Genomic DNA, 18,206 nt, shown 5'->3' with positions numbered 1-18,206 from the left:
GTTTTCCGTAAACAAATAAAGTGACGGCAGGGGGGAAAATATATATGGAACAGGGAATGGTAATGGAATTGGCGCAGAAGGCGATTACGACGGTTTTGTATGTATCTGCACCAATGCTCGGACTCAGCTTGCTTGTAGGTCTTGCGATAAGTATTTTTCAGGCAACGACCCAGATCCAGGAGCAGACCCTTACATTTATACCTAAAATACTGGCTGTTCTTGGAGCAATAGTTATTTTTGGCTCATGGATGCTGAGAGTACTGATTGAATTCACACAGACGATTTACCTGAACATAAATCAATACATTAGATAAACTTAAGTTGATAAACTGGAGGACAATAAATTGTTTGTTCTAGAAGGAGTTTTGCAAGTTGATATAGAAGTATTTATGTTAATATTCATTAGAATGACTGGTCTGTTTGTAATAGCTCCCATTTTTGGGACAAGGAGCATACCGGCGTATTTGAAAATTGGATTTTCTTTCATGCTGGCGTTAATACTTGTAAACACCATTAAGGTTCAGGAGCTTTATTTTAGCAATATTTATGAGTATTTTATTCTTGTTTTAAAAGAGTTCGTGGTAGGAATTACTTTAGGTTATGTATCGTATCTGGTTTTTACAGCTATTTATGTTGCGGGACAGTTTATCGACATGCAAATTGGCTTTGGTGTAGTAAATGTGATTGACCCGATAAGCAGTACACAGGTATCTATTACGTCAACTTTTTATTTTGTGCTGTGCATGCTTGTTTTTCTGATTTGCAGAGGTCACCATATATTAATAAGAGCACTCTTTGCCAGTTACAACTATATACCGATTGGGGCCGGTGTATTTGGACAGGAAATAGTAAATGACATAATAAGAGTATTTGGAAACATATTTCTGATTGCTTTCAAAATCAGTGCACCCATTACTGCAGCAATAATGATAAGTGAGGTGGCACTGGGGATTATTTCAAAGACAGTACCGCAGCTTAATGTATTTATGGTAGGTATGCCGCTTAAGATTATTTTGGGATTGGCTGTGATGGTTATTACAATACCAATGTTTGTATACCTCGTAGAAAACCTTATAACAGGAATAGACAGTGAAATGCATATTTTTCTTAAGGATATGGCACCGAAATGAAGCTAAAATATTTTTTCAGGAAAATTCTATTAAAGTTAGGGAAAATAAGGAATGAATTTTTTGTTCTTTCATATAGAGACTGCAAAAGCCATCAAAAGAGTACTGGAAGAATAAAAGCCAACCTGCAGCTTTTTGCCGACAATGGTGATAAGACTGAAAAGGCTACTCCAAGAAAGAGGTCAAAGGCAAGAGAAGAAGGTCAGGTACTTCAGAGTAGGGAAATGAATTCGGCAATAGTTCTTTTGAGTGCCTTTGTGACATTAAGGATTTTTGGCCAACACATGTACGAGGAGATTTTAAAGTGCTTCAAAGTGGCTATTACTCTCTATCCTACCAAAGATGGCTTGTTTACAATTGATGGTTTGCTGGATGTGTACAGTGAGACATTGTTAACTTTTTTTAAAATAGCAGCTCCGGTGTTGCTGGTGGTACTAATTGCAGGTGTTGTGTCCAGTTATGCTCAGGTAGGATTTTTGTTTACTACGAAGACACTAGCGATGAAGCTCAACAGAATTAACCCCCTTCAAGGGTTCAAAAGGATTTTCTCACCAAAATCCTTAGTAGAACTGCTAAAGTCAATTATAAAGATTGCAATAGTCATTTATATAGGATATGCGTACATTAAGGGTGAAGCAAGAAATGTATTGAATATGATGGATGTGGATGTAATCAGCATAGCTTCATTCCTAGGTTCCACAATTACAAATGCGGCAATAAGAATGTGTATGGCCTTGCTTGTAATAGGAGTTGCCGACTATGGTTACCAGTGGTGGGAATACGAGAAAAGTCTTAGAATGTCAAAGCAGGAAATTAAAGAAGAGAATAAAGAAGTAGAGGGAAATCCGGAGATCAAATCAAAAATAAGGCAAAAGCAGAGGCAGATGTCAATGAGGAGAATGCTTCAGGATATCCCAAAAGCCGATGTGGTTATAACAAACCCGACGCATTATGCGGTAGCTGTTAAATATGACCCGGAGAAAGCGGATGCTCCTATTGTTGTTGCAAAGGGTCAGGATTATATAGCATTAAGAATAAAGGAAATAGCAAAAGAGAACAGAGTAGAAATTGTAGAAAACAAACCTCTTGCAAGAACTCTTTACAGTACTGTGGAAATTGGCGGCAAAATACCTCCAGAGCTATACCAGGCGGTGGCCGAGGTTCTTGCCTTTGTATACAGTTTGAAGGAAAAAATCAGAAAATAGCAGCTATTGGTAACTAATATTGCACATAAGGGGTGAAATGTTGTGAAGGCTAAAGTTGGAGATATTTCTGTAGCGATTATGTTTGTTGCTGTTGTACTAATAATTATTTTGCCTGTTCCCAGTGGATTTCTAGATGTACTTCTAGCACTGAATATATCGTTAGCTATTGTTATTCTCCTAAATGTGGTTTACTCAAAGGAACCGCTTCAACTATCGGTATTTCCATCCCTACTGCTTTTTACTACACTCTATCGTATGGCATTAAACATCAAATCGACAACATTGATACTTGGACAGGGAGAGGCAGGACAGGTTATTAGAGGTTTTGGAGACTTTGTTGCACAGGGAAATCTTGTGGTGGGTGCCGTAATCTTTTTAATCATCACTATTGTTCAGTTCCTTGTCATAACAAAGGGTACCGAGAGAGTTTCTGAAGTTGCGGCAAGATTCACCCTTGACGCAATGCCGGGTAAACAGATGGCAATAGATGCCGATTTAAATGCTGGACTTATAAGTGAGACGGAAGCCCGAGAGAGAAGAAAGAAAGTTCAGAGAGAATCGGATTTCTATGGTGCAATGGATGGTGCTACCAAGTTTGTAAAGGGAGATGCCATTGCAGGACTGATAATAACCGTAATTAATATTGTTGGCGGAATTATTATTGGCGTAATAATGAGAAATGAGGAAATAGGCGTTGCCCTGCAAACCTATGCAATACTTACCATAGGAGACGGACTGGTGAGCCAGGTACCTGCACTTTTGATATCGGTGGCAACAGGACTTATAGTTACGAAGTCCACTTCTGATGCTGGCTTAACTAACGATTTGAAAAATCAGATAATTTACAATCCTAAAGTGTTCTTTATTGCAGCTGGTTTTTGTGTATTGCTGTCAATACCTTTGGCAACACTGCCTTTTTTGGCACTGGCAGCTTTGTTTGTAGTATTAGGGTTGCGACTTATGAAGCAAAGTGTTGAGGTCGAAAAACAGGAAGAAATTCAGATTGAGCAAAATGAAGTTGAGGAGATTAGAAAGCCTGAAAATGTAGTGAATTTGCTTCAGGTTGATCCTATAGAATTGGAATTTGGTTATGGTATTATACCTCTGGCAGATGTGAACCAGGGAGGAGACCTTTTAGACAGGGTAGTTATGATTAGAAGGCAGCTTGCCTTAGAGCTGGGAATGATAGTACCAATAATAAGGCTTAGAGACAATATACAGCTAAATCCAAATGAATATATAATAAAAATTAAAGGAGTTGAGGTGGCCAACGGAGAATTAATGCTTGACCACTATCTTGCAATGAGTCCCGGATTTGTGGAGGAAGAGATAGAGGGAATTAAGACGACAGAACCGGCATTTGGCCTGCCTGCTGTGTGGATAACCGATGCCCAAAGGGATAGAGCTGAAATGCTAGGGTATACTGTAGTTGATCCACCATCCATTATAGCAACTCATCTGACTGAAATAATTAAGGCACATGCCCATGAGCTTACAGGAAGACAGGAGATTCAGACAATTATTGACAAAGTGAAAGAAAGCTATCCTGCTATAGTAGAAGAGCTTGTTCCTAAGGTAATGACAGTCGGAGAAATTCAGAAAGTAATTGCAAATCTTTTAAAGGAAGGTGTGTCGGTAAGAGATATTGTAACAATATTGGAGACACTGGCAGATTATGCACCAACCACTCATGACACCGATATGCTGACGGAATATGTAAGACAAGCTCTTGGAAGGGCAATTTCGAAAAAGTTTATCAAGGATAAAAAGTCTACGGTTATAACTCTGGATCCAAAGCTTGAACAGGTAATAATGGATTCTATTCATAAAACGGAGCAAGGTTCTTATATTACTTTGGAACCGGGTACAATAAATTCAATTATAAGCAATCTATCAAGGCAAGTTCAGAAATTGGTGCAACTGGGTCATCAACCCATAGTCCTTGCTTCACCAATCGTAAGGCTATATTTTAGAAGACTGTCGGAACAGTCTATACCAGGATTGATAGTGCTATCATACAATGAACTTGACCCAGGGGTCGAGATTCAGGCAATAGGGACGGTGAGCATATAAAATGAAAATCAGACGGTATATCGGAAAAGATACTCAGGAAGCTATATTAAAAGTGAAAATGGATCTGGGGAATGAAGCAGTGATATTAAATACCAGAAAGATAAGGCAAAAGGGCCTTCTGAAAATGTTTTCAAAGCCGCTGGTTGAGGTTCTGGCTTCTGTGGACGATAATTATGGAGCCGAAAATAAAAGGACGGCTTATGAGAATAGAGGAAGGAACGAGAAGGGGTATAATGCTAGAGGAAGCAATAATATGCCCATTAGTGAAAGTCAAAAGAGTAAATTAGACGAAAAAGAGGAAAAAATCCATCTGTTAGAGAATAGAATAATAGGTATGGAAGCAACAATTAATAAAATTTATGAGCAAATCCAACAGCCTTCTGATAAATTGGCAGCTGCCGCAGATAATGGGAATGCGCAGTCACAGTCAAAGGTTCTAGAGCTATTTTACAATAATCTTGTGAAAAACGAAGTGGATATGGATATAGTGAAACAGCTTATTAGTGTTGTACGGGGAAAGGTAAAGGAAAATGTAAGTGTAAACGAGACAGCCTCAATACTGTATAATCTGATTTCGGAAATGATAGGTAAGCCTTCAACCATAAAGCTGAGGGATGACGGCAAGCCGACGGTAATAATGCTTGTGGGGCCAACCGGGGTGGGAAAAACTACGACTTTGGCAAAGATTGCCGCAAATTATTCTTTAAATCAAAATAAAAATGTTGGATTGATTACTGCCGACACATATCGTATTGCAGCGGTAGAACAGCTTAAAACTTATGCAGAGATACTGGGAATGCCTCTTAAGGTTATATATTCGGTTAATGAAATTCATGAGGCTATAAACGAATATAGCGATAAAGATTTGATACTTATTGACACTGCGGGAAGGAGCTACAAAAACAAAGCTCAGTTTGATGAGTTGAAGACGTTGATAGATGCAACCCACGCTGATGAGATCTTTCTTGTGCTAAGCACGACAACAGGTATGAGAAACTGCAGAGAAATACTTTCCAACTACAGCTTTTTGGAAAATTACAAACTTATTTTTACAAAATTGGATGAGAGTTCATCTTTTGGACTTATACTTAATTCAAGACGCCTGACCAATAGGGATTTGTCGTTTGTTACAACCGGACAGAGTGTACCGGATGACATTGAGCTTGCAAATGTTGATATGATAACAAAAAACTTGTTAGGGAGCATTTCATAGATGATGGATCAAGCTGAAAGACTTAGACAAATTATAGATAATTTAAGAGTAGGAAATAATGTTGATCCGGATAATTCCTTAGGCGTCAGGGAAAAAGCCGCTAAAGTCATTACTGTGACAAGTGGAAAGGGCGGTGTGGGCAAGACAAATATCACAATAAATCTTGCCATAGCATTAAGTCAGCTTGGAAGACGGGTAACAATTCTAGATGCGGATTTTGGATTGGCAAACATAGACATCCTTTTAGGGATTGTGCCAAAATATACATTGGTGGATGTTCTTCATAATAAAAGAAATATTCTTGAGGCACTGACAGATGGCCCCCAAAATATTAAGTTTATGTCTGGTGGGTCGGGGGTTGAAGAGTTGATAAAACTCGATGGTATGCAGCTTGAGAAGTTTGTCGGCGATATATCTCTTTTAGACAAGATGTCAGATGTTATACTGATTGACACAGGAGCAGGACTTTCCGATAGTGTGATGAGTTTTGTGATGGCAGCTGACGAGGTATTTCTTGTAACTACTCCCGAGCCGACTTCCATTACTGATGCATATGCGCTGATAAAGATGATATCAAATAGGGATAATAGCAAAATAATAAAAGTTGTTGTCAACAGAGCAGAAAATGCGAATGAGGCAAAGGACATATTGAATAGGCTTTCAATGGTAACAGAAAAATTTCTGGCAATGAAGCTTTATCCGCTGGGATTTGTTCCCCAGGATGAATCGGTAATAAAGGCAGTTAAATTGCAGCAACCGTTTTCTTTGAGCTTCCCTAAGTGTGAAGCCACAAAGCAGATAAAAGAGATTTCAAGAAGACTTGTTGAAGGAAGTTTAGATATACCTAATCGACAAGAAAATGGGATAAAGAGCTTTGTGCGAAGACTTGTAAACCTTATGAATACTTAATATTAATAACCAATCTGTATTAGGAGTACTTATACGGAGGTAAAATATGAGGTTTAACGAATTAAATGTAGGGCTTAAACTAGAATTAAAACTCTATAGCGCAGATGATAACAATGACAATGCCGTCTTTGTGAGCGAATTTGAATGGGCTGAAAATGACAGGATAATATACATTGCAGCCCCAATAAAGAAGGGTACAATCTACCCCGTCAGCATTAATCAAAGACTTGAGTTGGTATTTATAAAAGGCGAAAACCTTTATCAATTTGAAGGAAAGGTTATAGGCAGAGAGGTAAGACATAATATAAGCCTTTTGAGAGTCGAAACCACGTCTGAGATTCAAAAGATTCAAAGACGGGAGTTCTTCAGATTTGATTGCTCAATTCCTGTAGGCTATAGGATAGCCGGAAAGACAAAAATCGATACTGCGCAAAGAGGGTTTACAAAATCATATACCAGAGATTTAAGCGGCGGCGGAGTGTGCATAAGGCTCAAGGAAAAAATTGAGACTGGAGAGTTATTAGATTGTGAGCTATCATTGAATGATTTTAATAAAGTAAGTTTTACAGGCAGGGTGGTTCGGCTGACAGAATATGAAAGCAAAAATGAAATTTATAAATATGAAATAGGAGTTCTTTTTGAGGCTATTGAGGATAGGGACAGAGAAAGAATTATAAGTTATATATTTCAGGAACAAAGAAGACTTATAAAAAAGGGTTGATATTGCATTATGATTTGGAATACCAAGCAAAAAATCACGGTTTTGGTGGTTGATGATTCCGCCTTCATGAGAAAAGTAATATCGGATATACTAAACAGCGATGAAGAAGTCGAGGTCATTGACACTGCAAAAAACGGTCTTGAAGCTATTGAAAAGGCTCATAAGCTAAAACCGGATGTTATTACTCTGGACTTGAAAATGCCGGTTATGGATGGTCTTGAGTGCTTACGAAAGCTAAATGAAAATATGCGCATTCCGGTCATCATGTTAAGCAGCATTACAAGGGAAGGAGCTGAGGCAACTATTCAGGCTTTAGCTGAAGGAGCCATGGACTTTATTGCAAAACCTGAAAATATATTCGATATGAAGGAAGAATGCATAAAGAATGAGATAATTGAAAAGGTAAAGGTTGCCAAAAGCTATAAATGCCTTAAAAACGAAAGAAAGAGTGTAGGAATTGTGATGAAAGCCGATGCAACCAAAAGCAAAATTCGAAATATAGTAGTTATTGGTACCTCTACCGGTGGTCCAAGGGCACTCCAGGATGTTGTGCCGTTATTTCCGGCAAATGTAGATGCTGCTTTTTTAGTAGTGCAGCATATGCCCGAGGGGTTTACAAAGTCTTTGGCCGATAGATTGGATGCCCTGAGTAGTGTAAAGGTTAAAGAGGCTGAAGATAATGATATTTTGGAGAACTCACATGTGTATATTGCTCCCGGAGACTACCATATGCTTCTTGAAAAAACAGGCAATGATTTATTTAAGATAAAGCTTTCCAAGGATCCTCCAATAGGTGGTCATAGACCTTCAGTTGACGTGATGATGGAATCGGTATCCAATACGGGATTTGGAAATATTGTCGGCGTGATAATGACGGGAATGGGCCGAGATGGAACAGAAGGTGTCAAAAAGTTAAAGAGTGTGAACAATGCACATATAATTGCACAGGATGAGAGCACATGCGTTGTATTTGGAATGCCAAGGGTCGCGATTACGACAGGAGCAGTGGATGTAGTTGTACCGCTGAAAGAAATAGCGAATGAGATTATGAAAATAGTGGGGGTGCATGAATAATGGACATGAGTCAATACCTCGAGATTTTTATTGACGAAACGAAAGAGCACTTGCAAGGTTTGAACCAATCGTTGCTTCAATTAGAACAGAATCCGGAAGATACATCGGTCTTGAATGAGATATTCAGGGTTGCTCATACGCTAAAAGGCATGTCCGGTACAATGGGATTTACTAAAATGGCAAAGCTTACCCATGATATGGAGAATGTTTTGCAGGCATTAAGAAACAATCAAATAAAAGTAACTTCAAAACTTGTGGATTTGTTGTTTCAGTGTCTAGATGCTCTCGAAAACTATACTGATAATATTGTAAACAGTGGAAACGAGGGCAGCAACGAGTATAATGATATTATTAAGGAGCTAAATGATACCATTCAAAGCAAATCCTCTAGCCAGGCACAGCAAAAATCAGCTTCATCAGGGAGAAAACCTGAGGATTCTGCAGAAACTCCACAAGAGCAAAATCAACGTCCAACTGCGAATATTAAGCTTAATCAGTACGAACAGAATGTTGCCAACAAGGCAATAGAGATGAATATGAATGTCTTTATGATTACGGTTGTGCTAAACAAGGGCTGTGTTTTGAAATCGGCCAGGGCATTCATCATATTCCAGACGCTGGAAAGACATGGCGAAATCATCAAGTCAGAGCCAAAAGTTGAGGATATTGAAGACGAAAAATTTGATTTTGAGTTTACTGTAGTGTGCGTATCAAAAGAAGGCGCAGATGTGTTTAAAAGGGACATTAGCGGAATTGCTGAGATTGATGATGTAATAGTAGTTCCGGTGCAAACAGTAGAAATAAGTAACACTGCTATTCAAAATGATGACAATCCTATCGAGGCAGATACTCAGTCAAAAGAGGATGACGTGCATACTCAAGAAGACAAAAGCGAGTCAAATACTGCATCTCAGGCCCATAAGACCAAAACCGGCAAGACAGTCAGGGTAGATATTGACAGACTGGATGTATTGATGAATCTCGTAAGTGAGTTGATAATCATTAAAACCAGACTTGCTGGCTTTAATGGTATTGAGGGTAGTCAAACCTATAACGAAACAATTGAGTATTTAGAGCGTATAACAACAAGTCTTAATGACGCAGTTATGAAGGTTAGAATGGTGCCAGTTGAAATGGTATTCAACCGTTTCCCGAGAATGATAAGGGATGTTGCCAGAGAAATTGGTAAAGAGATTCAGCTCAATATGTCGGGAGTAGAGACTGAACTTGACAGAACGGTTATTGACGAGATAGGAGATCCCCTTATCCACTTGCTTAGGAATTCGGCAGACCACGGGATCGAATCAAAAGAGAAAAGGCTCGAGATGGGCAAGCCTGCCGTCGGACATATAGATTTGAGGGCTTATCAGGATGGAGACAATGTTGTGATTGAAGTTGCGGATGACGGACAGGGAATTAATTTAGAGAAGGTAAAGAATAAGGCTATTGAAAGAGGTCTTATAAAGAAGGAAATGGCCCATACCCTGTCACCGAAGGATATTATTGACTTCCTGTTTAAGCCGTCCTTTAGCACTTCGGATAGTGTTACAAATTTATCCGGAAGAGGAGTAGGGCTTGATGTGGTGAAAACTAAGATAGAACAGCTCGGAGGTATTGTTGAGGTTGAGACAGAGGCAGGAAAAGGAAGCAGGTTTATAATAAGACTTCCTCTTACTCTTGCAATAATACAGGCACTTTTGGTTATGGTCGGAAATGAAAAATATGCAATACCCCTAAGCAGTACTAAGGAGATAATCAAGATAACTCCAGATCAGATAAAGATGGTTCAAAAGCAGGAGGTATTTTTACTCAGAAATACAGTTGTACCTATTGTAAGACTTGACCAAATATTGGAAGTCCCTGAGATTGAAAGGACAAAGAAAGACATGACAGTAGTCATTGTAAAAAAAGGAGAAAAGCTTTCCGGTTTTTTGGTAGACTCACTGATAGGGCAACAGGAAATTGTTATAAAATCGCTGGGTAAGCTCCTTTCGGGTATTAAATGGATTGCTGGTGCTACCATTCTTGGAGACGGAAATGTCGCATTGATACTGGATGTTAATTTACTAGCTGTATAGGAGGGAGTTGAAGGAGATGGAAGAAAGAGCTAACGCAGAAAGCAAACAATATGTTGTCTTCAAGCTGGGGAAGGAAGACTATGGACTTGACATTCAAAAGGTGACAACCATTGAAAGAATGATGCCGGCTGCAAGGGTGCCGAAAACTCCTGATTTTATAAAGGGTGTAATAAATTTAAGAGGAGAAATAATTCCTGTAATGGATTTGAGGAGAAAATTCGGATTGCCTCCAGTTGAGGAAACCGATGAGACTAGGATCATAATCTTGAAATTCGATGATATCACCTTTGGAATAATTGTGGATGAGGTTGATGAAGTATTGGATTTAACAGAAGAGTCCATAGAGAATGTATCGAGTTTTACCAATGACCTGTCAATGGATTATATATATGGTGTAGGCAAGGTAGATGACAGGATTGTTACCCTTTTGAATCTTGAGAAGCTTTCGGATATAGGTGAAGAAGAGACAGAAGGAGAATAGAGGAATGGGTGTATATTTTGATGAACTTGACAATTTGCAAATTGATGTTTTGAGGGAAATTGGAAATATTGGATCGGGTAACGCTGCTACTGCACTGGCGAAGATGCTGAATAAAAAAGTTAATATGGATGTACCTCAGGTAAAAGTGCTTCAATTTCAAGAGGTGAGCGATATTCTCGGAGGGGCGGAAATTCCGGTGGTTGGATTGCTGCTCAGTGTTACCGGTGACATAAGCGGTAGCATAATGTTTATTATAGAAAATGAAGCTGCCGGTATTCTAGTTAATATCTTGATGGGAAGACCTTTAGATGAAGCCATTACATTTGATGAGATAGAAGTTTCTGCATTAAAGGAAATTGGCAATATTCTTGCAGGATCATATCTGTCGGCACTATCCACTCTGACCAATCTTAACATATTGCCGTCAGTACCTGAACTTGCAATTGATATGGCAGGAGCTATAATAAGTGTTCCGGCAATTGAATTCGGAAAACTTGGAGATTCAGTTTTGTTTATTGAAACAGAATTCTCTGAGGGCAGTACAAAAGTTGTAGGTAATTTTTTCCTCGTTCCTGATATTGATTCTTATGAAGTATTATTAAAAGCTTTAGGAGTCGCTGATTAATGGGAGATATTATAAAAGTCGGAATGGCTGATTTGAAAGCGTCATATCATCCAGCGATATTAACTACTCTGGGACTTGGGTCATGTGTGGGTATAGCGCTTTTTGACAGGTCCACAAAAATAGTTGGACTGGCTCATGCCATGCTTCCTGACAGTTCACAGATAAAAAATAGAACTAATGCCGCAAAATTTGTAGATACCGCTGTCGAAAACCTCATAGATGAAATGCTGAAACTTGGTGCAATAAGGAATAAAATTGTAGCAAAGTTGGCAGGAGGAGCACAAATGTTTACTTTTACACAAGGAACGGAATTAATGCGTATAGGCTACAGAAATGTGACTGCGGCAAAAGCCAAACTAGAGAGCCTCAACATTCCTATAATCTCTGAGGATACTGGAGGCAATTACGGTCGTACTATAGAACTTGACTCGAGCAATGGTATGCTCTTGGTTAAAACCATAGGATATGGAATTAAACAAATATAAGAGAGGATTGGCAAATGGATTATATCAGCAAAATACCGTTTATAATGGGTGCATCTGCAGCGATTGTAATAGGAATAATAAGTTATAGCAACGGATATGAGTTAAAAACGGTTTGTGTCAGAATGACGGCCGGTATGGTTCTCTTTTTTGCTGCCGGTGTATTTTTGAGAAGACTTATAAACAATATATATGAAGAAGTAAAGGAAAAGAATGAACAGAATGTTCAAAATAGCACCGAACCTCCAAACATAGACAAAAAGGAACATGATAAAAATCATGGGATTGATTATAGAGTAGGAGATGATCCACCCGATGGAAGATATAATGAGGAAATTAAAAGTGACAAGCTCTATGATGAAGAGTTTGTGCCGCTTGAAGTAAGCCGTGTTACTATAAAAGATAATGAACAATGACTTTTGTAATTATATTATATATAAAATAAATGGGTAATGGGGGATTAATATGTCATCCACAATCAATAAACAACTGGAATTATGGAGACAGTACACTGATACGAAGAACCCTGCAATTAAGGAAAAACTCATCATTGAGTATTCGAATATTGTCAAATATATTGCAGGGAGACTGAGTATATACTTTGGATCCAATGTTGAATATGATGATCTAATCGGATATGGAATATTCGGCCTGATTGATGCAATTGAGAAGTTTGATATCAACAAAGGTGTCAAATTTGAAACTTATGCATCACTAAGGATCAGAGGCTCTATTATTGACAGCATAAGGGAATTGGATTGGGTGCCAAGATCCCTAAGGCAGAAGAATAAAGAGCTGGAAAAGGTTTATGCCGAGGTAGAGAATGAGCTTGGACGTTCTGCTTCAGATAAAGAAGTGGCGGACAAGCTTGGAATAAGTGTTAATGAATTGAACAAGCTCCTAAGTGAAGTAAATCTATCTTCAATGATATCTCTTGAGGAGTTTTTGGAGCAAAACTATGAGATAGGAGTTACAACCTCTCCGGAAAGTAGGGAAGAAAAACCCGAAGGTTATCTGGAAATGACAGAGCTTAGAGAAATACTTGTTGATGCCATAAGTAAGCTTCCGGAAAAAGAAAAGACGGTTGTTTCCTTATATTATTTTGAAGATTTGACATTGAAAGAAATTAGTGCGATAATGAAAGTATCAGAGTCACGTATTTCTCAGTTGCATACCAAAGCAATTCTACGCCTTAGAGGTAAGCTTGCACGTCATAGGAGCATTTTGAGCGAGTAATCATAAGTCATTAAACCAATAAAAGTAAAAAAGGGGGGACCGATATGTCAGACATTGGAAAAGGTTCGTCATATGGTAATGCGAATAACGGCTTCTTTGAAATCCAGTATAAAGAAAATGGCGTATTTCTTACAGTGCATCCTCCCATGGGAAAAGGTAAAGCGGTTGAGGTGAGCGATGTAATAGACAGGCTTGCTAAAAAAAAGGTCAGCTATGATAAAGAAATGGTTGAGTTGGCTGTTGAAAGGGCAACAAATACTCCTGTGAAGATTGCTGAACCTCAGGAGGAGCTTAAAATTGATGCCTCAATAAATGTTAATATTTCAGCGGACAAGATGAAGGCAACAATGGTAATTAAACCTCCTGATGGCGGGAAGATGCTGAGCAAAGATGAGATTATGGGGATTTTGAAAAGCAACGGAGTGAATTACGGAATAATCGAATCAACCCTTGATACTGTTTCGAAGTATCCTGTTTATAATGAGATAATAGTAATTGCCGAGGGTACACCTCCCATAAATGGGCAGAATGGAAAAGTAGATTTCCATTTTGACCTAACCAAAGAGCGAAAGCCTATTGTTCTTGAGGATGGAAGAGTAGACTTTAGAGAATTAAACCTTATTGAAAGTGTGACAAAGGGACAGGTTTTGTGCTCACTGACTCCTCCACTCCCGGGGACGCCGGGGAGAACAGTGGAGAATACTGAGGTGCCGGCACTAGATGGAAAACCTGGTGTACTTCCCAAAGGAAAAAATGTTGAGATAACTGAAGATGGGCAAAATCTGATTGCGGGGATGGATGGACAGGTTAATTATATAGAGGGCAAGGTAAGTGTTTTTGCCAATTATGAAGTTCCTGCAGATGTTGACAATTCTACCGGAAATATTAGTTTTATAGGCAATGTTATCATAAGAGGAAATGTTTTGTCCGGTTTTACTGTTGAAGCCGGAGGCAATGTTGAAGTTTTGGGCGTGGTTGAGGCGGCTGTTATAAGGGCCGATGGTGACATTATTCTAAGAAGAGGAATGCAGGGGCTTGGCAAAGGTATACTAAAAAGTGGCGGAGATATTATTGCAAGATATATAGAAAACAGCATTATTGACGCTAAAGGTGATATTAAGGCAGAAGCAATAATGCACAGCAATGTGAAATGTGGAAACAAGCTTGAACTTTCCGGCAAGAAGGGACTTTTGATTGGCGGAAAATGCAAAGTGGGAAGAGAAATATCTGCAAAGGTTATTGGCTCATATCTTGCTACCCACACCGATGTTGAAGTAGGTACCGACCCTCAGCTCAAAGAGCGCTACAAAGAGATTCGAGATGAAATTCAGAAGTTAGAAGAGGACCTGGTTAAAACAGAACAGGCTATAGCAATACTGAAGAAGCTTGAGGCTGCAGGTAAAATGTCACCGGAGAAGCAGGAATTAATGGTCAAAAGCGTGAGAACGAAGATTTACCATTCAAACAGACTTAATGAATTAAAAGAGGAATTGGTGGTAACAGAGCAGAGGCTTCAAAAAGAAGCTAACGGAAAGATCAAGGTATTTGATCATATATATCCGGGAACAAAGGTTACTATAGGAACCAGCATGTTGTATATCAAGGAGGATCTTCAATATTGTACATTATATAGGGACGGAGCCGATATAAAAATAGGACCTATTGATAAATAATTAAATAACAAATTAATTAAATAATGGAAGTGATGCCGGATGTCTATTAAGCCAATTGATTTTCAGGTGATGATTCCAAAGACAGCCGAGATATCTAAAATTCAAAATGATCAGCAGCAGAAAAACGTTGTTGTTAATGAGCAGCAAACTACTATAACGCGGCAAAAATCGGAGGAAAATGTTAATCTTGTTCACTCAAGGGAAAACGCTCAAAAAGCAAGAATTGACAGTGAACAGGAAAAAAAGAAGGATGAAAACAGGCAGAAGAAGAAGCAAAACAGAGGGAAGTATGGAACTAAAGGAGAAAAAGAATTGGAAGAGCAAACAAGTGTAATAGATATAAGACTGTAATTTTAGTTCCAAACAAAGGATAAAGGAGTGATGAAATGGCGGGTTTTTATGTAAGTATGATGTTTATAGGGATTTTGTTGGTACTTGCATCTCTGATTTTGATTGTTTTCGATAAAAAGAAATCAATTGAAGCAGACAAAAGAATCGATGAGAAAAAGGAAGAACTATCGAAGATTATCGCAGATGCAGACCTTATGGTTGAAGAGCTGAACAAATTTTCCGATTATGTCATCTCTCAAGTGGAGCAAAAGAACAAAGAAACACTGGCTTTGATTAAAGATGCCGAAGAGAGATTGGAAAAATTATCAAAAGAGAGCACCAATGTATTAATAGAATCCCGAGATGAATCCAAAGCATCTGCCGATAAAGACAGGTTTGTTTTGAACACTGGGGATTCCTTTGTGGAGGGAAGATCCGATCTTATCATTGACAGTATAAAGTTTGAAGACCAGCCTGCAAGTGCTGCAAAACCTTATCAAATTAAATTGCAGGGCATAACCGATGAGAAAGTAATACCAATAAACAGCAAACATAAAGAGGTTTTGGCTTTAGCTCAGAAAGGTCTTAATGAAACTGAAATTGCAAAAAAGCTTAGCATTGGCAAGGGTGAGATACAACTTATCCTTGGCGTAAATAAGTAGAAGCTTTTTATTCTTATTTGTGGGGGATTATATGAGTAAATTTTACATTAAAAATATATTGCTGGGTATAGGAATAGGCATAGTGCTGACAACATTAACAGGTATTATTTATTCCGCCGGAATGGAGCCTCAAATGAGCAAAGAGGAAATAATGGCAATGGCTAGACAGTACGGTATGGTTTCAAGCAGCGAAATGATTAAGGAAGATGAGCAAAAGGAACCTGAGCTGGCTGGTACTGAAGAAATTCAGGCAGAGCCAACATTAGATCCGGGGAATGCTGAAGAAATGCAGGCTGAACCAACAAAAGATCCTGCGAATGTTGAAGAAATAAAGGCTGAGCCAACAGAAGATCCAGGAGCCATTGAAAAAATGCAGGTTAAAATAGCTGTAGCCCCAGGGGATAATCCCAATGACATTGCCAGAAAGCTCTTGGAAAAAGGATTGATAGACAGTCCCGATTCATTTGTGAATGAAATCAAAGCTATGAATCTTCAGAGATCTATGCAGGTTGGAGAATACACTATTGAAGAAGGAACTGATATCACCACTATAATAAGAGTGATTTGCAAAAGAAAAATTAAATAAAGGTATAATTATTCAAAGTTAATTATTAGGATAAGTAAAAAAGAGAGCTTTTTAAACTTAAGCTCTTTTTTTATTTGCAGCTAAATTCAAAGGGTAAAAGTGTTCTTTTTCGGCAATAATTAAGAGTGGGAAATATTTGTAACACCTTTGGCCGGTGTGTTATTATGAATCAAAATTAAGAGATGAAAAAAGAGGTGAAGAGACTTGAAGTACAAAATAATTATACTCGCGGTTTTAGTGCAGCTCTCCCTATTTTCGGGGTGTGCATCTTCCGGCATTGCTTTAGGACCAAAGATGGAAGTGAATTCATACAGTGAAAAGGTTATAGAGGCCGAAAAACCTCTGGTTTTAGACATTTCCTGTGACTCAAGCAATATTGAGGTGTACACCTGGGAAAAGAATGAAGTAAAGTTCGAAATGACCAAAAGAGTAAGGGGAGTTGAGGAAGAAGAGATTTTAACTCAAAAACTAAATAATTTTAGCGTGGATATAGATAAAATCGAAAATAATATTATCTTCAAGTCCGAGTACAAGGGAAAAGATAAAAATCCTATAGATAAAAGTGTTGATTTAAAAATGTATATTCCTAAAGCTACAGAAACCCTAAACTTACAACTGGATATAGGCAACATAAAATTTTACGATGATATTAGGGGAGTCTTAAATGCCGATATAAACATGGCTAACATGGAGATTAACAGGTTTGTGGGGGTAGTAAATATCAAAGGGGATGTGGGAAACGTAAAAATATCTAGCGGCAAAATATTGGGCCAGTCCAGTATTGTAAAGAACATAGGGAGTATAAGCGTAAAGACAGAACTTGAAGAAGGAGGAAATTATACTTTTAAAACCGGAACAGGAAATATTGATCTAATGATCCCAAAAGAATCAAAAGTTTCTTTTGAAAGCGTGGGCGAATTGGAAGTAAATGAATTCAATGATTTTAGTTATCCCACAAAGGCAAAGGTGGAAACTACAATGGGCAAGATTGGGATTACCGGATATTAGATAAAATTTTATATGTCTACAATATTTGTGATATACTTTTGTTATAGCACTTCAGATGTAATAATAGCAGGGGGATAATTATGAGATCTTTTGTAGCAGTTGATTTTAATATGGAATTGAAAAAGGAAATACTCAAGCTTCAGTCGCAGCTTAAGGGTATGGCTTTTGCCGGAAGATGGAAATATATTGACAATTTTCATCTTACTCTTAAATTTCTGGGCGAAATAGAGAAATCCAGGGTAGAGAATATTAAGAAAGGACTTGAAGAGGTATGCAGTGGTATTCAAAGGTTTTGCCTTAATATCGATGGTCTGGATTTTTTTCCGGGGAATAACTGCCTAAGGGTGTTGTGGCTTAGGCTTGGGGGCGATCTTCAGCAACTTCATAAGCTCCAATCGGAAATAGACATAATGTTGGAGAGTTTGGGGTTTGAAAGGGAGAAGAGACGTTATATACCGCATGTAACTATAGCACAGGATGTTAAATTTAATACGGATTTTGAAAATATAAAGGGCCTTGTTGAAAGCGATCGGTTTGCCAAAATAGAAGTTCGCAGCGTTAATCTTTTCAAAAGCGAACAGATTAGTAATAAAAGGGTCTACACTCCAATAACGGAGCATAACCTTATCTAGTTGATCACAATATATTTTGCAATAAACATTTTATATTGGTTTCGGATATTGCAATATATACCGAATACTGTCTTAATGTTTTAGAAAATAA

Annotated in this window: 20 protein-coding genes; all 20 read left to right on the top strand. The window is 38.2% G+C overall.

All coding sequences use genetic code 11. The features are described from left to right. The first annotated feature begins 44 nt into the window (after positions 1-44). The 20 genes from fliQ to thpR all read left to right on the top strand — a co-directional run bounded on the left by fliQ (position 45) and on the right by thpR (position 18,115). Complete coding sequence (gene fliQ, locus EFD62_RS03220; RefSeq protein WP_069193985.1) at positions 45-314, top strand: flagellar biosynthesis protein FliQ; 270 nt, start codon at positions 45-47, stop codon at positions 312-314. 30 nt (positions 315-344) lie between these two features. Further along, positions 345-1,130 (top strand): flagellar biosynthetic protein FliR, encoded by a 786-nt coding sequence (gene fliR, locus EFD62_RS03215; RefSeq protein ID WP_069193984.1) that lies wholly within the window; start codon positions 345-347, stop codon positions 1,128-1,130. After that, entirely contained in the window at positions 1,127-2,332 is a 1,206-nt protein-coding gene (gene flhB, locus EFD62_RS03210; protein ID WP_069193983.1) for a flagellar biosynthesis protein FlhB, read from the top strand. The genes fliR and flhB overlap by 4 nt, the downstream gene beginning before the upstream one ends. Before the next feature lie 42 nt (positions 2,333-2,374). Further along, the gene (gene flhA, locus EFD62_RS03205; protein WP_083225116.1) at positions 2,375-4,405 is read left to right on the top strand and encodes a flagellar biosynthesis protein FlhA; all 2,031 of its coding nucleotides are present in this window, start codon (positions 2,375-2,377) and stop codon (positions 4,403-4,405) included. Position 4,406: 1 nt separating this feature from the next. Then, entirely contained in the window at positions 4,407-5,618 is a 1,212-nt protein-coding gene (flhF, locus tag EFD62_RS03200) for a flagellar biosynthesis protein FlhF (RefSeq protein WP_069193982.1), read from the top strand. Then, positions 5,619-6,527 (top strand): MinD/ParA family protein, encoded by a 909-nt coding sequence (locus tag EFD62_RS03195; protein WP_128705727.1) that lies wholly within the window; start codon positions 5,619-5,621, stop codon positions 6,525-6,527. Positions 6,528-6,573: 46 nt separating this feature from the next. Further along, positions 6,574-7,248 (top strand): flagellar brake protein, encoded by a 675-nt coding sequence (locus EFD62_RS03190; RefSeq protein WP_069193980.1) that lies wholly within the window; start codon positions 6,574-6,576, stop codon positions 7,246-7,248. Between the two features lie 9 nt (positions 7,249-7,257). Beyond that, positions 7,258-8,322 carry a protein-glutamate methylesterase/protein-glutamine glutaminase gene (locus EFD62_RS03185; RefSeq protein WP_069193979.1) on the top strand — a complete coding sequence of 355 codons (1,065 nt, stop codon included), beginning with the start codon at positions 7,258-7,260 and terminating at the stop codon, positions 8,320-8,322. Further along, positions 8,322-10,400: a chemotaxis protein CheA gene (locus tag EFD62_RS03180; RefSeq protein ID WP_128705726.1), complete on the top strand. Its 2,079-nt coding sequence runs from the start codon at positions 8,322-8,324 to the stop codon at positions 10,398-10,400. Before EFD62_RS03185 ends, EFD62_RS03180 begins: the two co-directional genes overlap by 1 nt. A gap of 16 nt (positions 10,401-10,416) precedes the next feature. Then, complete coding sequence (locus EFD62_RS03175; protein WP_069193977.1) at positions 10,417-10,881, top strand: chemotaxis protein CheW; 465 nt, start codon at positions 10,417-10,419, stop codon at positions 10,879-10,881. Between the two features lie 4 nt (positions 10,882-10,885). Beyond that, a complete protein-coding gene (locus EFD62_RS03170) occupies positions 10,886-11,506 on the top strand; it encodes a chemotaxis protein CheC (protein WP_069193976.1) in 621 nt (206 codons plus the stop codon). Then, entirely contained in the window at positions 11,506-11,991 is a 486-nt protein-coding gene (locus tag EFD62_RS03165; RefSeq protein WP_069193975.1) for a chemotaxis protein CheD, read from the top strand. The genes EFD62_RS03170 and EFD62_RS03165 overlap by 1 nt, the downstream gene beginning before the upstream one ends. A 14-nt stretch (positions 11,992-12,005) precedes the next feature. Next, entirely contained in the window at positions 12,006-12,404 is a 399-nt protein-coding gene (locus EFD62_RS03160) for a hypothetical protein (protein ID WP_069193974.1), read from the top strand. Positions 12,405-12,453: 49 nt separating this feature from the next. Continuing rightward, positions 12,454-13,224, top strand: coding sequence for a FliA/WhiG family RNA polymerase sigma factor (locus EFD62_RS03155; RefSeq protein ID WP_069193973.1), 771 nt, complete (start codon positions 12,454-12,456; stop codon positions 13,222-13,224). Positions 13,225-13,268: 44 nt separating this feature from the next. Then, positions 13,269-14,897, top strand: coding sequence for a DUF342 domain-containing protein (locus tag EFD62_RS03150; RefSeq protein ID WP_069193972.1), 1,629 nt, complete (start codon positions 13,269-13,271; stop codon positions 14,895-14,897). Positions 14,898-14,936: 39 nt separating this feature from the next. Then, positions 14,937-15,248 (top strand): hypothetical protein, encoded by a 312-nt coding sequence (locus tag EFD62_RS03145; RefSeq protein WP_069193971.1) that lies wholly within the window; start codon positions 14,937-14,939, stop codon positions 15,246-15,248. Between the two features lie 35 nt (positions 15,249-15,283). Beyond that, positions 15,284-15,889, top strand: coding sequence for a DUF6115 domain-containing protein (locus EFD62_RS03140; protein ID WP_128705725.1), 606 nt, complete (start codon positions 15,284-15,286; stop codon positions 15,887-15,889). A 31-nt stretch (positions 15,890-15,920) separates the two neighbouring features. Next, positions 15,921-16,475, top strand: coding sequence for an MltG/YceG/YrrL family protein (locus EFD62_RS03135; protein WP_069193969.1), 555 nt, complete (start codon positions 15,921-15,923; stop codon positions 16,473-16,475). Between the two features lie 204 nt (positions 16,476-16,679). Further along, a complete protein-coding gene (locus EFD62_RS03130) occupies positions 16,680-17,483 on the top strand; it encodes a DUF4097 domain-containing protein (protein WP_235832549.1) in 804 nt (267 codons plus the stop codon). A gap of 80 nt (positions 17,484-17,563) precedes the next feature. Continuing rightward, the gene (gene thpR / locus EFD62_RS03125) at positions 17,564-18,115 is read left to right on the top strand and encodes an RNA 2',3'-cyclic phosphodiesterase (protein ID WP_069193968.1); all 552 of its coding nucleotides are present in this window, start codon (positions 17,564-17,566) and stop codon (positions 18,113-18,115) included. Positions 18,116-18,206 lie beyond the last annotated feature (91 nt).

It is taken from the genome of Acetivibrio mesophilus, assembly GCF_004102745.1.
GTDB classification, from domain to species: Bacteria; Bacillota; Clostridia; order Acetivibrionales; family Acetivibrionaceae; genus Hungateiclostridium; species Hungateiclostridium mesophilum.
The sequence above is the reverse complement of the archived record's forward strand: the minus strand, read 5'-3'. Positions and strand labels throughout refer to the sequence as shown.